Annotated in this window: 13 protein-coding genes and 1 tRNA gene; 4 read left to right on the top strand and 10 right to left on the bottom strand. The window is 68.0% G+C overall.

The features are described 5' to 3' along the window. The first annotated feature begins 156 nt into the window (after positions 1-156). Positions 157-1,377 carry an acetyl-CoA C-acetyltransferase gene (locus tag AB0J91_RS18110; protein ID WP_363870053.1) on the top strand — a complete coding sequence of 407 codons (1,221 nt, stop codon included), beginning with the start codon at positions 157-159 and terminating at the stop codon, positions 1,375-1,377. A 137-nt stretch (positions 1,378-1,514) separates the two neighbouring features. Here AB0J91_RS18110 and AB0J91_RS18105 read toward each other — a convergent pair whose 3' ends face one another. The 6 genes from AB0J91_RS18105 to AB0J91_RS18080 form a co-directional block, all read right to left on the bottom strand. Further along, positions 1,515-2,306, bottom strand: coding sequence for a Bax inhibitor-1/YccA family protein (locus tag AB0J91_RS18105; RefSeq protein WP_363870051.1), 792 nt, complete (start codon positions 2,304-2,306; stop codon positions 1,515-1,517). 142 nt (positions 2,307-2,448) lie between these two features. Next, positions 2,449-3,480, bottom strand: a complete 1,032-nt coding sequence (gene yidC, locus AB0J91_RS18100) for a membrane protein insertase YidC (protein WP_363870049.1) — start codon at positions 3,478-3,480, stop codon at positions 2,449-2,451. Between the two features lie 267 nt (positions 3,481-3,747). Beyond that, positions 3,748-4,569 (bottom strand): hypothetical protein, encoded by an 822-nt coding sequence (locus AB0J91_RS18095; protein WP_363870046.1) that lies wholly within the window; start codon positions 4,567-4,569, stop codon positions 3,748-3,750. 244 nt (positions 4,570-4,813) lie between these two features. Further along, positions 4,814-4,887: transfer RNA gene (locus tag AB0J91_RS18090), tRNA-Leu, on the bottom strand. 99 nt (positions 4,888-4,986) lie between these two features. Beyond that, complete coding sequence (locus AB0J91_RS18085; protein WP_363870043.1) at positions 4,987-6,120, bottom strand: hypothetical protein; 1,134 nt, start codon at positions 6,118-6,120, stop codon at positions 4,987-4,989. Positions 6,121-6,429: 309 nt separating this feature from the next. Continuing rightward, positions 6,430-7,752 (bottom strand): NAD(P)/FAD-dependent oxidoreductase, encoded by a 1,323-nt coding sequence (locus tag AB0J91_RS18080; protein ID WP_363789428.1) that lies wholly within the window; start codon positions 7,750-7,752, stop codon positions 6,430-6,432. Positions 7,753-8,281: 529 nt separating this feature from the next. Here AB0J91_RS18080 and AB0J91_RS18075 point away from each other — a divergent pair. After that, positions 8,282-8,734, top strand: a complete 453-nt coding sequence (locus tag AB0J91_RS18075) for an SRPBCC family protein (protein WP_363870039.1) — start codon at positions 8,282-8,284, stop codon at positions 8,732-8,734. A 236-nt stretch (positions 8,735-8,970) separates the two neighbouring features. Here AB0J91_RS18075 and AB0J91_RS18070 read toward each other — a convergent pair whose 3' ends face one another. Together AB0J91_RS18070 and AB0J91_RS18065 are read right to left on the bottom strand one after the other, a co-directional pair. Further along, positions 8,971-9,540 carry a DinB family protein gene (locus tag AB0J91_RS18070; RefSeq protein WP_363870036.1) on the bottom strand — a complete coding sequence of 190 codons (570 nt, stop codon included), beginning with the start codon at positions 9,538-9,540 and terminating at the stop codon, positions 8,971-8,973. Positions 9,541-9,599: 59 nt separating this feature from the next. Further along, positions 9,600-10,400, bottom strand: a complete 801-nt coding sequence (locus tag AB0J91_RS18065; protein WP_363870033.1) for a helix-turn-helix domain-containing protein — start codon at positions 10,398-10,400, stop codon at positions 9,600-9,602. A gap of 65 nt (positions 10,401-10,465) precedes the next feature. Between AB0J91_RS18065 and AB0J91_RS18060 the strand changes: the two genes are divergently transcribed. Next, positions 10,466-10,906: a DUF3224 domain-containing protein gene (locus tag AB0J91_RS18060; RefSeq protein WP_363870031.1), complete on the top strand. Its 441-nt coding sequence runs from the start codon at positions 10,466-10,468 to the stop codon at positions 10,904-10,906. A 15-nt stretch (positions 10,907-10,921) separates the two neighbouring features. On the opposite strand, the gene AB0J91_RS18055 is transcribed toward AB0J91_RS18060, so the two are convergent. After that, on the bottom strand, positions 10,922-11,590 hold the full coding sequence (locus AB0J91_RS18055; protein ID WP_363870028.1) for an isoprenylcysteine carboxylmethyltransferase family protein: 669 nt from the start codon (positions 11,588-11,590) through the stop codon (positions 10,922-10,924). A gap of 266 nt (positions 11,591-11,856) precedes the next feature. After that, complete coding sequence (locus tag AB0J91_RS18050; protein WP_363870258.1) at positions 11,857-12,597, bottom strand: uracil-DNA glycosylase; 741 nt, start codon at positions 12,595-12,597, stop codon at positions 11,857-11,859. 70 nt (positions 12,598-12,667) lie between these two features. On the opposite strand from AB0J91_RS18050, the gene AB0J91_RS18045 reads away from it, so the two are divergent. After that, positions 12,668-14,134 carry a peptidase S10 gene (locus AB0J91_RS18045; RefSeq protein ID WP_363870026.1) on the top strand — a complete coding sequence of 489 codons (1,467 nt, stop codon included), beginning with the start codon at positions 12,668-12,670 and terminating at the stop codon, positions 14,132-14,134. The last annotated feature ends 113 nt before the right edge of the window (positions 14,135-14,247 follow it).

The following is a 14,247-nucleotide window of genomic DNA, read 5'->3' as shown; positions in this document are numbered from 1 at the left end:
TTCCTGATTTCCACTGAAATCCTGTTGCACGTGAGGTACCGACCGGTTGGTATGGGGGTTGTCGGTGAGTGGCGTCACGGCCAAGATGGACTCAACGCCCTTAAAGTGACTCGTCAGTAACGAACTTTCGCGCCCCGGCGAACGAAGGAGTTCCCCATGCCCGAAGCAGTCATCGTCTCCGCCGCGCGGTCCCCGATCGGGCGCGCCGGCAAGGGATCGCTGAAGGACATCCGCCCGGACGACCTGACCGCCCAGATCATCAAGGCCGCCCTGGACAAGGTCCCCGAGCTCAACCCCGCCGAGATCGACGACCTGATGCTGGGCTGCGGTCTGCCCGGCGGTGAGCAGGGCTTCAACATGGCCCGCGTGGTCGCCGTTCAGCTCGGCTACGACCAGCTGCCCGGCACCACCATCACCCGCTACTGCTCGTCGAGCCTGCAGACCACCCGGATGGCGCTGCACGCCATCAAGGCCGGTGAGGGCGACGTGTTCATCAGCGCCGGTGTCGAAGCGGTGTCGCGCTTCGCCAAGGGCTCCTCCGACTCGCTGCCCGACACCCACAACCCGCTGTTCGCCGACGCCGAGGCCCGCACCCAGCAGACCGCCGAGCAGGGCGCGGAGAACTGGACCGACCCGCGCGAGCTCGACCTCGTGCCGGACGTCTACATCCCGATGGGCCAGACCGCGGAGAACCTCGCTCGCCTCAAGGGGGTCACCCGGGACGAGATGGACGAGTTCGGCGTCCGCTCGCAGAACCTCGCCGAGAAGGCCATCGCCAACGGCTTCTGGTCCCGCGAGATCACCCCGGTCACCACCCCGGACGGCACCGTCGTCTCCACCGACGACGGCCCGCGCGCGGGCGTGACCAAGGAGGGCGTGGCCGGTCTCAAGCCGGTGTTCCGCCCCGACGGCCGGATCACCGCCGCCAACTGCTGCCCGCTCAACGACGGCGCCGCGGCGCTGGTCATCATGAGCGACACCAAGGCCAAGGAGCTCGGGCTGACCCCGCTGGCTCGTGTCGTGTCGACCGGCGTGTCCGGCCTGTCGCCGGAGATCATGGGCCTGGGCCCGGTGGAGGCGTCGAAGCAGGCCCTCAAGCGCGCGGGCATGGGCATCGACGACATCGACCTGGTGGAGATCAACGAGGCGTTCGCCGCGCAGGTCATCCCGTCCTACAAGGACCTGGGCATCCCGCTGGAGAAGCTGAACGTCAACGGTGGCGCGATCGCCGTCGGCCACCCCTTCGGCATGACCGGCGCCCGCATCACCACGACGCTCATCAACTCCCTCCAGTTCCACGACAAGCAGTTCGGCCTGGAGACGATGTGCGTCGGCGGCGGCCAGGGCATGGCCATGGTCCTCGAACGCCTCAGCTGATCCCACGCGGTTGACGGATTTCAGTGGAAATCGGGGTTCTGATTTCCACTGAAATCCGGTCCCGCGAGCGGAGCGAGCATCGAAATGGCCGCCACCCCTGAGGGTGGCGGCCATTTTCGGGTCTTGCGGGCTCCGCGTCAGTCGCTGCTGGAGAAGTAGGACAGCAGGCGGAGCATCTCGAGGTACAGCCAGACCAGGGTGGTCATCAGGCCGAAGGCGATGTACCAGGCGAACTTGGCGTCCACACCGCTGCGGATCGCCTTGTCGGCGGCGTCGAAGTCCAGCAGGAAGCTGAACGCCGCGATGCCGATGCACAGCAGGCTGAAGCCGATGCCCAGCGGGCCCGCCTCGCGCAGGCCCAGACCTCCCTGCATGAAGAAGCCGGCGACCAGGTTGACCAGCATCAGGACCGCCGCACCCGCGATAGCACCGATGATCCACTTGGTCAGCTTCGGCGTCACCCGGATCGCGCCGGTCTTGTAGACGACCAGCATCGCGGCGAAGACACCGAGGGTCCCGATGATCGCCTGCGTGATGATGCCCGGGTTGAACATCGACGCGAACAGGTAGCTGATGCCGCCGAGGAACACGCCTTCCAGCGCCGAGTAGGCCACGACCAGAGCCGGCCGGACCTTCTTGGTGAAGACGATGACCAGCGAGATCACCAGGGCGACCAGCGCCGCGGGCAGCGCCAGAACGACCGCGGGCGGACCGACCAGGAAGGTCAGCGTCGCCGTGATCACCGCCAGCACGAGGGTGATCGCGGTCTTGGTGACCACGTCGTCGATCGTCATCGGTCGCGCGGCCTGCGGGGGAGCAGCCGGCGCCTGGCCGTAGGACGACTGCTGTCCCTGGCCGTAGTTGAAGTTCGCGTAGCCACCGGCCATTTCCGGCAGCTTGCGGAACGCGGGGTTGCTCGTTGTGCGCAACTCATCCTCCTGGGCGTTCTTGCGCCGTCTCCAGATCAAACGACCGGCGGTCCCGATCGGTTCCCGGTTCGGTAAAACCGGACTTTACCGGACGCGAAAGGCCGGTGGACACAAGATCCACCGGCCTTTGCTCACACGTTGCCTAACGCCGCTTCTTGGCTCTGGACGCCTGCTTGCCAGGGCGGTTCTTCGGCTGGCTCTTCTTCCCGCCGGGTTTGCCACCGGGTCGCTGGCCGGGGGCGGGCTTGGCCGGCTTGGCCTCGGTCGCGGTGGCCGTGGCCGACTCGCCCTCCGAGGAGGTCTCGGCCTTGTCGTCGCGGACCGGCTTCTGCCCCGGCTTGGGACGAGGCGTGGCCTTCTTCGCCTCGATCTCCTTCTGCCGCTCGCGCTCCTGCTCGGCGTCGATCTTCTTGGTCAGGAAGTGCTGCTGGCCCAGCGTCCAGACGTTGTTGGCCAGCCAGTACAGCAGGACGGCGATCGGCAGGAACCAGCCGGAGACGATCGCACCGATCGGCGCGATGTACATCATGAACTTGGCCATCATCGCCGACTGCGGGTTGGCCATCGAGGCGTCCGTCTGCTTCTTCACCGACAACCGCATGGTGAAGTAGGTGGCGACCGAGGCGATCAGCATCAGCGGGATGCCGACGATCATCATCGAGGTCCGGTCGGTGCCGAACAGCGCCAGTTCCGACGCGGGCTGGGTGATCCAGTTCGACAGCTTCGCGCCGAAGATGTCGGCCTGGATGAACGAGTCGACGCCCGCCTTGTCGAAGATGAAGTTGCTCTGCGCGCCCGGGTGGAAGTTCCGCAGCACGTGGAACAGGCTCAGGAAGACCGGGATCTGCAGCAGCGCGGGCAGGCAGCCGCCGAGCGGGTTGACCCCGTGCTCGGACTGGAGCTTCTGCATCTCCTGCGCCATGCGCTGGCGGTCGTTCTTGTACTTCTCGCGCAGCTTCTGGATGTGCGGCGCGAACTTGGCCATCTTGCGGCCTGCGCGCATCTGGCTCAGCGCAGGCTTGATGAGGACCACGCGCAGCGTGAAGACCAGGAAGAACACGGCCAGGGCCCAGGCGAAGCCGTTGTCCGGGCCGAGCACGGTGCCGAAGACCTTGTGCCAGAACCACAAGATCGCCGATACCGGGTAGAGGATGAAGGAGAAGAAACTTTCCACTCAGCTACTCCTGGTCATGGGCCGCTGGGGGCGAGCGCCCGACGTCGTTTCCATCCGGCGCAACCCGGGCCGTACGTGCGCGGCTGAACCCGCCTGAAACGCAGGTCCGGCCAGTTCAAGGGTGCCATGCCCGGCCACCGGACGGCTGTCGCCCCCTGGCAGTCCACCGCTACCGAGCCCGATCACGGAACGTTTTCCCTGGTCACGCTGACAGGTGACATGAGCGATACCGGACCCGGCGCAGACCGGGCCCGGTTCGACCCAGCGTCACCGCCGCAGTGCTCGCGCGATGATCCGACCGGCGAACAGGTAGATCAGCGCGGCCAGCCCGTAGTTGAGCACCAGACCGATCGTCGCGTCACCCGGGGTGAACACGTCACCGAGGCCGAGCACGAAGAACTTCGCGGTGCCGTAGGTGAAGGCGACGAAGTCGTTGCCCTGGTTCGCGCCCGTCACCGAGAAGATGATGTGCAGCACGAACACCAGAGCGATCAGGGCGCTGAGCACCTGGACCGTGCGGCCGATGGCGTCCGCGCTGGGCCCGCGGAACCCGTCCCGGTCCCGCCGGTCGTAATCGCGGTCGCGGTCCCGCTCGCGGCGGTCGTAGTCGCGATCGCGGCGGTCGTAGTCGTCGCGGTACCGGTCCCGCTCGGGCTCGCGGTAGTCGTACCGGTCGTCGCGGTAGTCGTAGGGGTCGGCGTACGGATCGTCCCGATAGCCGTCGACGCGCTGGTCGACGCGGGTCTCCGGGTACGGGTTGTTCGCCGGCGGCTGGTAGCCGGGCACCCCGCCCGGCGGCGGCTGCTGGGGTGGCATCGGCTGCTGAGGCGGCATGGGCTGCCCGCCCATCGGCGGCTGCCCCGGCGGACCGGGCTGGTATCCCGGGGGCATCTGCTGCGGAGCCGGTCCGGGCGGCATCTGCCCCGGCGGGGCCTGCTGCGGCCTCGGCTGACCGCCCGGCGGTGGTCCCGGCGGCGGGCCGGGAGGCGGTCCGGGCTGCTGAGGGCCGCCTTGCGGCGGCCCCGGCTGCTGCGGTCCCTGCTGCCCCGGTCCCGGCCGTCCGGCCCGGGGGTCTCGCTCGTAGGCCATGAGGGCGCATTGTCGCTGCTGACCCGGCCGGGGCGAAACCCCCGCGGGGTAATCGCCACCCCACCGCGTCCTGATCGAGCGTCGAGCGCAGCCCGGTGTTCACCGAACCGAAACCGGAACGGCATCGCCCCCAGCACGAAAAGCCCTCACCAACAAGCCGAACCGCGAAGATCACCCGAACGAGTCGCCCGAAATGCGCAGATGAAGGAGGTGAGAGAGGGGATGACCCGTTAGATTGGAAAAGTGCCCCCGGTCGGGTTCGAACCGACACTCTGACGATTTTAAGTCGTCTGCCTCTGCCAATTGGGCTACGGGGGCCAGCCTTGAGACCGGCACGTGTGCCGGTTCGCCACTACGACGCGACGAGACCGCCTAAGGTTCCCGCGCCCGGGCAGATTCCACACCCTCGTGATCTGGTCACCAGCTGCCCCATTCACCCACCGCCGCCGACTCCGCCAGCTCGTCGAACCGCGAACGCACCCAGTCGTGCACCGCGCCCGAGACGTCCTTGCTGTCGGCGCGCTGCTCGAACCAACGCCAGTCGCAGTTGACGTTGACCTCCAGGAACACCCACTCGTCACCCACCCGAAGCAGGTCGAAGCCCGCCACGTCCAGGCGCCAGCGCTCGCACAGGCGCAGCAGCCGTTCGACCAGCCCGCCGGGCACGTCCACGGGCTCCACCACGACCGATTCCGGGTCGACCCACAGCTGAGCCGGGTCGAGCTTGTGCACCCGGAAGCCGATCGCGCGCTCCCCCACCACGAACACCCGCAGCTCCTCGTCCGCGTCGAGGTACTGCTGGACGAGCACAGGGGCCGGCTCGCGCGACTCGCCACCGGTGCGGCGGATGTCCAACGGCTGCGGGAAGAGCCCGCGCAGCGCGCCGGGTTCGGGTTCGAGCATGTGATGACCTGCGGTCTTGACGATGCACTGCGCGCCACCGGGGCGGCTGCGTCCGGGCATCGTGGTCACGGAGGTGCGCGGCACGCGCAAGCCGACCGACGCCGCGCCCTGAAGCTGCGTCAGCCGGTCGAGCACTCCACCGGACGGCCCCGTGTTCACCTGGTCCCAATCGTCCCTCGTGGTCAGCCAGTTGCCGACCGCGTGCCACTGCTCACGAACATAGGCCCCGTAGACCGTTGCGGGATCAACGGGTACGGCGGTCATGTCGAAGTGTCGCCGCCAGATGAGTACCGGGCGCAAGAGCCAGCGGTGGAATTCGATCAGAGGAGTATCAGCGTGCACCGTCAGTGGTAGGTCCAGGCAGCGGTCCGCGTCGATGCGCACCATGCGGACGTCGTGCTCGGCCAGCGCGAGGGAGAGCTCGTTCATCTCCATGTCGGTGGCGCGGGAGAGCACGAGCACGCAGGGCACCGGGTCGCCGGGCTCCTCCTCGACGAGGCCGGCCTGGTACATGCGTTCCTGGAAGTCCAGCGGGGTGCCGGGCGCGCGGACGAAGTAGTCCTGTCCTTGCAGCAGCACCGGCGTCGGGCGGAGCTCAGGCTCGGCCCGTTCCTCCTGGTCAGCGGGCCGGTCCTCGGCCGCGCTCATGATCAGTCGTCCTTCTTCCGGAACACCTTCGACGCTTCGGCGTAATCCGCTTCGAAATCCGCGATCGGGCCGTCCTGCGCGTCCCCGCTGCGCAGGATCGCTGCCAGCTCTTTCAGCGTCAAGGGATTCACCCCTTCCCCCGCGTGACGCATCCTTTCAGGTGAAGACCCGAAGCGAGTCTTCGTTTTCCCGCTACTGATTGTCAAGGATACCGGGGTCCTTGTCCACCGCTTGGACGAGGATCTTGGAAACATGAAGGCCGCGCGTCATCGTCGACGCGCGGCCTGAGTGTCGTTCGGCTCGGTGAGGTCAGCTCGCGGCGGCCCGCTCGAAGGCGGCCCGCGGGTTCTCGATCTGGCCCATCGACACGGCTTCCCGCTTGAACAGGAAGGCCAGCGTCCAGTCGATGACGATCCGCATCTTCCGGTTGAACGTGGGCATCCGGCTTACGTGGTAGCTGCGGTGCATGAACCAGGCCACGAAGCCCTTGGCCTTGAAGCCGTAGACGTCCGCGACACCCTTGTACAGACCCAGCCCGGCGACCGAGCCGGCGTACGCGTGCCGGTACTCCTTGGTCGCCTTGCCCCGCAGGGAGGCCAGCACGTTCTTGGCGAGCTGGTCGGCCTGGCGGACCGCGTGCTGCGCGGACGGGGCGCAGGTCGCGGCCGGGTCCTCGTCGGTCTTGGACAGGTCCGGCACCGCGGCGACGTCACCGGCTGCCCAGACCCCGGGCAGACCCTCGACCTGCATGTGCGCCGAAGCCTTGACCCGGCCTCGCTCGTCCAGCGGCAGGTCGCTGTTCTTGACCACCGGGTTGGCCTTCACACCCGCGTTCCACACCAGCGTGTCGGTGTCGAACTCCGTGCCGTCGGACAGGACCGCGTGACCGCCCTCGACCGACTTCAGGAAGGTGTTCAGGTAGACCTTGATGCCGCGCTCTTCGAGGGCCTTGACGACGTAGACGCCCATCTTCTCGCTGACCTCGGGCATCACCCGGCCAGCGGCTTCGACGAGCACCCAGGACATGTCGTCCGGCTTCACGTTGGGGTAGTCACGGCTCGCGTAGCGGGCCATGTCCTCCAGCTCGGCCAGCGCCTCGACGCCCGCGAACCCGCCACCGACGAAGGTGAAGGTGAGCAGCCGCTTGCGCAGCTCCTCGTCGTCGGTGTTGGCCGCGGCGTCCATCTTGGCCATCACGTGGTTGCGCAGGTACGTCGCTTCGCCCACGGTCTTGAGCCCGATGCCTTCCTCGGCGAGGCCGGGGATCGGCAGCAGCCGGGAGACCGAGCCCAGCGCCACGACGAGCACGTCGTAGGCGAGCGTCTCGGTCCCGCTCTGCGGGTTCTCGATCGTGACGAGCTTGTCGTCGTGTTTGATCTCGGTGACAGATGCGGTGATCACATGGCACCGCTTCAACACTCGTCGCAGTGGCGCTACCACGTGGCGGGGTTCAACCGAACCCGCGGCCGCTTCCGGTAGGAAGGGCTGGTAGGTCATGTGCGGCTGAGGATCGACGACCGTCACGGATGCCTCACGACGCCCCAGCTTCTTCTGCAGCTGAAGTGCCGTGTACATGCCGACGTAACCGCCGCCGAGGATGAGAATCCGCGTGGGATCGGATTTACCAGCCATGACTTTATCGTCGCACCACATACCGTGACCGCGCTGCAGCTACCCCCCTTAATGTGACGCCAGTCGCGAGTGGCATCGATCACGATCAACGCGCGGTAGGCGACCATACGCGCTGCGTACGCGCTCTGTAACGAACAAGCGCGGAGGGCGACATCGACCAGACGTCGCCTCTGGTGTCAGGGGGTCTGGTTCCGCTCACCCTACCGAATCTTCGGCGAGAGCCACCAAGCCCGCACCATTTCTTGATCAAGTTGACCTTCACCTGCGCGGACTTGTCAAAGAACGGCAACATCCCAGAAATCCTTCTTGTTGATCAAGCCTACAGCCCGCGTGCGCGCACGTGCGGCGGTAGAGATCGAGTACCCACTCGCTCGACTCGTCGGCCGGGGCCCGATGCCGCCTTGGCGTCAGGTCCCGTCATGAGGCCTGAATCTTCCACGCCGCACCGAAACCGCGCCGCACGTGTTCCGTTCCGCTCGAACGGGTAGGCAAGTGGCGTCATGCCTTCTGACTGAACGGAGCAATGGCCATGGGATCGGCAGCGCACTACATGGAGATCCAAGCCCCGGCGCAGCGGTGCTACGACTGGTGGCGGCCGTTGACGCACGTTCCAGAGATCTTCCCCGATGTGCAGCAGGTGGAGCCGCTCAGCGAACAGGCCAGCACCACGCACTGGGTGGTGTCGGGGCCCGCCGGCAAGAGGCTCGAGTGGGACGCGAAGATCGTGGAGGACGAGCCGGGACGCAAGGTCGCGTGGAAATCTGTGGAGGAGGACGAGAAGAAGGGCCTCACCGTGGCCAACGCGGGGGCCGTTCGCTTCGACGATCACGGCGACTCGACCGGCGTCGAAGTCAGCTTGCAGTACGACGTCCCCGGTGGGGCGTTGGGTGAGGCGGCAGCAACGCTGTTCTCCGACCCGCAGAAGAAGGTTGAAAGGGCGCTCGACTCGTTCAAGCAACTCATGGAGAGCCAGCCGCGGTGACTGGAACCCCGGCCGAGAAGCCGTCACCGTTCTTCGGTCATCCGCTCGTGCCCGGATCACGTCGGTAGGAGTCCGGAGAGGTAACGACGACCTGCGTGAACACGCGGGTCAGGTGGGCTTGGTCGCTGAAGCCGAGTTCGGCGGCGAGCTCGGCCCAGTCGATCGGCTCGCCGGAGTGCGCCGCGGTGGTGGGGTCGAACGGTTCGCGGGAGACCTCGTGGACGAAGAGCCTGCCGTCAGGCGTCCCTGGCGATCCGCTCCAGCCGGTCGCGGTGATCCCGCCACTGCTGCTGGTCGTCGGTGGTCATGTTGTCGTTGCCCGGTCCGCGGCCGACGGCCCCGTCGATGAGTTCGCGGACGATGTCGAGATGGCCCGCGTGCCTGCCGGTCTCCTGGATCATGTGCACGAGGATCCGGTGCAGCGTGACGCCGCCGCTCGGCCACCAGGGCACCGATCCCCGCGAGTCGAGGTCCAGGGCGTCGATCGTGCTGTCCGCGTGCGCGCAGGCGCGGCGGTAGAGGTCGAGCACCCAGGCGCTCGACTCGTCCGGGGCGGCCCACAGATCGGCGTTGAACTCGGCGCCCGGCTCCATCCACGGCGTCGGGATGCCCGACGGGCGCCCGAAGACGTCCCCGAAGTAGCCCAGCTCCATCGTCGCCAGGTGCTTGACCACGCCCAGGACGTTGGTGCCGGTCGGCGTCATCGGACGCCGCAGGTCGTACTCGGAGAGCTCCTCCACCTTCCACAGCACGGCTTCCCGGCCTTCTCGGACGTAGTGCTGCAGAGCGGCTTTCTCATCGGTCATGGCGCCGAAACTCCCACATCCCACCGACGTTCACCGGCCTTCGGAGCGCCCTCGACGCCTCACCCCGCTGTGCCGGGGTCTCGGCGGTAGGTGGCCGGGGAGGTGCCGACGACCTGGGTGAACACGCGGGTCAGGTGGGCCTGATCGCTGAAGCCGAGCTCAGCGGCGAGCTCGGCCCAGTCGACCGGTTCGCCGGAGTGCGCCGCGGCGGTCGCGTCGAGGATGCGGGACCGCTGGATGACCCACTTCGGGCCGACTCCGACGTGATCGGCGAAGAGGCGCTGGAGGCTGCGCAAGCTGAGCCCGGCGCGCTGGGCGAGCTGTTCGGCGCGCACGATGTCGGACCGCCGTTGCACCTCGTTGACCAGGTCGGTCGCTTCACGGCCGGTGGGATCGGGTTCGGGTTCGCAGGCGAGCAGGTAGGTGTCGAGGACCGGGACGATCTCGGCGGTTTCGCTGGTGGCCAGGATCCGCTCGGCCGCCGCGCGGTCGTCGTGGCCGAGGACGTCCTCAGCGGTTCGGACGGTTCCCGAGATGGCCCCGACGCTGCTCTTCAGCAGCGCCCGGAACCCGCCGGGGTGGAAGGCCGCGCCGAGCACGTGACCGACTCCGGTCAAGGTCCGGAAGAACGGTTCGCGGGAGACCCCGTGGACGAAGAGCCTGCCGTCCTCCGCCGCGACGTGGATTCGCGGCTGCGGCACCACCTGCTGCCGGTGCTCACCGGTGACGTTCCAGCGGACGAGCCAGTAGTAGTCGACGAACTCGGCCAGCGCGGGATCCGGTTCGAGGCGTTCCACCTCGAACGCCCGCTCCCCCGCCTTCGGGCGCACGATCGCCTCGGGCCTCCCGGCTTTCGACATGGGCTCAGCGTAAGCCGTCGCGTTTGTTCAAGACCGGCAGAACGACGCGACCTAGCGTCGTGCGCATGACCTACCAGCACAAAGCCGCAGCCCGCTTCAACGTCACCGCGTGGTCGGAACACCTCGTCGTCGACATCGACGGCGAAGGCACCGAGTCCGGCGACGCCTACTACCCGAACCGCGGCATCACCCGCGCCGAGGTCCAGTACACCTACGCCGGGGAGATCGAGGGCACGAGCACCCTGACGTACCTGATCGCCTACAAGGCCGATGCGGCGCCGATCCTCTGCTTCGAGCGCTTCGAAGGCTCCATCGCAGGTCACGAAGGCACCTGCGTCTTCCAGCACACGGGCAGCCAGGACAAGAGCTCGGTCTCGGCCCACCTCCAGGTCGTCCCCGGCATGGGCACCGGCGGCCTCGAAACCCTCCGAGGCGAAGCCGACGTCTCCATCGCAGGCCACTCCGACGACGGCTACGAGCTGGCCCTCACCTACTCGCTGGAGTGAGGTCGGAGGAGCCGGTCACCAGACGAGCGGGATCAACCTGGACCTGACCTCGTTCATGTAGTCGGGGTAGCCGACGAGTTCCTGCCGGAGCATCCGCTCCTCGTCTCGGATGCGGATCACCAACGCGATCACGGCGAGGACGACGAAGCACAGCGCCCACCACGACCCGAGCGCGAGCGGCATCCCCAAGGTCGCCAGGAGCGAGACCGTGTACATCGGATGCCGAACGATCCCGTAGAGCCCGGTGGAGATGACCCGCTGCTCGCCCTCGACGGTGACGTTGGCGGCGGCGTACTCGTTCTGCGCGACCACGAGGATCGACAGCGCCATGCCGACGACCACCAGGATGTCTCCGAGCAGCACCACTGCGAGAGGCATCGACGACAAGGCGAAGCGGTGGTCGATCCCGCCGATCACCATCACCGCAGCGAACGACGTCAGCAGCAGCACGAGGGCGACCCGCTGCGCCGGACGGTCCTCCTGCCCCACCTGCATCCGGCGGTCCAGGGCCTCCGGGTGCTTGCGAAACACGTAGAGGCTGGGCAGGCCCGTCGAGAGCAGCATGGCGGCGAGGAACACCCACGCCTGCCAATAGGCGAGGGTCCCGGCGGGGACGAAAAGCATCGCCCCGAACACGATCAACCCGAACAGCGTCATGAACGACGCCCGCACCTTGGTGGACACGGCCTTCTCCCTCCCACTCGGAGACAGCTCAGGCTTAGCACTGCCACCCCCGCTCAACAAGGAGGAACCGCTCGAACCCCGGATCCCCGCGGCCGGTGGCGGTTTTGGTCCGAACTGACCGGGCACAACGGACATGATCACGGCGCGGTTCGGACCAAAACCGCCCACTTCCGAACCTCGCACCGAAGCCGCTCGAACTCCCGCACGAACCGAACCGCGGAGCCGTCAGGTCGTAGCGCGACCGGAGGTCGAGCCGGAACCTCCCCTCACGCCACCAGCTCCTGCGCGCGTTGGAAGACTTCCCGGAGCATGGCCGGCGTGAGTCTTCCGGTGAAGGTGTTCTGCTGGCTGACGTGGTAGCAGCCGAGGAGGTGGAGCGGGGGTCCTCCGTCGGTCGCGGGCAGTTCGACGTGGGCGAGGTGGCCGAACTTGGGTCTGGGGCGCGGGACCTGCCAGACGGCGTCGGCGAGGACCGGCAGGAGGGATTGCCAGCCGAAGCCGCCGAGGACCACGACGACTCGGAGGGTCGGGCGCAGCAGGTCCAGCTCGCGCACCAGCCAGGGGCGGCAGGTGTCGCGTTCGGCCGGGGTGGGTTTGTTGGCCGGTGGGGCGCAGTGGACCGGGGCCGTGATGCGGGTGTTGCGCAAGGTCAGGCCGTCGTCCTGGGAGACCGACTCCGGTTGGGAGGCCAGGCCGACGTCGTGGAGCGCCTGGAAGAGGACGTCGCCGGAGCGGTCTCCGGTGAACATCCGGCCGGTGCGGTTGCCGCCGTGGGCCGCCGGGGCGAGGCCGACGATCGCGATCTCCGCGTCGGGCGGGCCGAAACCGGGAACCGGGCGGCCCCAGTAGTCCTCGTCGCGGAACGCGGCGCGCTTGACCCTGGCGACCTCCTCGCGCCATTCGACCAGGCGCGGGCAGGCCGTGCAGCGGCTGACCAGTTCGTCCAGTTCCGCCAGATCGCCCGCGCCCGGGGCCGCGTCGGCGGGTTCTCCGGACGGGTCGGTGATCAACTCCGAGGGCTTCTCCACCCCGCAAAACTGACAGAAAACGCCTCTCGTGGCACGTAATGTGGGCGGCATGGCAGACGAGAAGGCCGACGAGGCGACGCAGCAGGACACCACCCCCGCCGAGCCGGTGGACGATCTGGTCAGCACGCATCACGCGATCACCGTGGACGGCACCGAGCTGTCCTACACCGCGACCACGGGACGCGTCGTGCTGCGCGACGAGGTCTACTCCGACGGGAAGTTCGACGGGCACAAGGCCAAGGCCGAGGTCTTCCTGACCTCCTACGTCCTCGACGCCGCACCGGACAGCAACCGCCCGGTGACCTTCGCGTTCAACGGCGGCCCGGGTTCGGCGAGCGTGTGGCTGCACCTCGGCGTGCTGGGCCCGCGCCGGGTCCTGTCCGGCGATGCCGGGGACCTCGCCCCGCCGCCCTACGGGCTCGCCGACAACCCCGAGACGCTGCTCAAGCACAGCGACCTGGTGTTCATCGACCCCGTCTCCACGGGCTACTCGCGTGCGATCGAGGGCGGAAAGCCCGGTGACTTCCACGGTTTCCAGGGCGACGTCGAGTCGATCGCCGAGGTCATCCGGTTGTGGACGACCCGCAACAGCCGGTGGATGTCGCCGAAGTACCTCGCGGGCGAGTCCTACGGGACGCTGCGCGCGGCGGCACTGGCCGACCACCTCCAGTCGCGGCACGGGCTGTACCCGAACGGGCTGCTGCTGATCTCGTCCGTGCTGGACATGGGCACGATCCGGTTCACCGAGGGCAACGACCTGCCGTACTCGCTGTACCTGCCGACCTACGCGGCCATCGCCCACCACCACGGCAAGCACGGCGACCGCCCGCTGCGCGACGTCCTCGACGAGGCCGAGAAGTTCGCCGCCGAGGACTACCCGTGGGCGCTGGCGCGAGGTGCTCGGCTGACCGCCGAGGAGCGGGCCGACGTGGTGCGCAAGGTCGCCGAGCTGTCCGGGCTGTCCGAGGACTACGTGGACCGCGTCAACATGCGCATCGAGCACATCCGGTTCTTCACCGAGCTGCTGCGCGACGAGCGCAAGACCGTCGGCCGGATGGACGGGCGGTTCACCGGCTGGGAGCCCGACGCCGCGGTGGAGCGCTTCACCGACGACCCGAGCATCTCCGGCATCCGCGGCGCCTACTCGGCGGCCATCAACCACTACCTGCGCGAAGAGCTCGACTACCGCAGCGACCTGCCCTACGAGACCCTGACCGGCCGGGTGCAGCCCTGGTCGTACAAGGAGTTCGAGGGCGCGGCGGTGTCCGTCGTGGACCGGCTCGGGGCGGCGATGCAGGCCAACCCGCACCTGCGGGTGCACGTGGGCTGCGGCTACACCGACGGCGCGACGCCGTACTTCGCCGCCGAGCACGTCCTGGCGCGGCTGCCGGTCCCGGAGGAGCTTCGGGAGAACATCGACGTCCGCTACTACCCGGCGGGCCACATGATGTACGTCCACGAGCCGTCCCGGATCCAGCAGTCCGAAGACCTGGCGACCTTCATCACCCGCTCCTAGCAGGAATCCCCGGCCGAGCGCGTTTTCGCAGTTCAGGAGCGTGCTCGGCTCGGGGGATTCGAATTTCGCGCGAAATTCGACGACGGAACGCGGCGTTCAAATTTCGCGCGAAA

This window comes from Saccharopolyspora sp. NPDC049357 (genome assembly GCF_040677225.1).
Taxonomy (GTDB): Bacteria; Actinomycetota; Actinomycetes; order Mycobacteriales; family Pseudonocardiaceae; genus Saccharopolyspora.
This window is presented reverse-complemented; position numbering and strand designations above follow the sequence as displayed.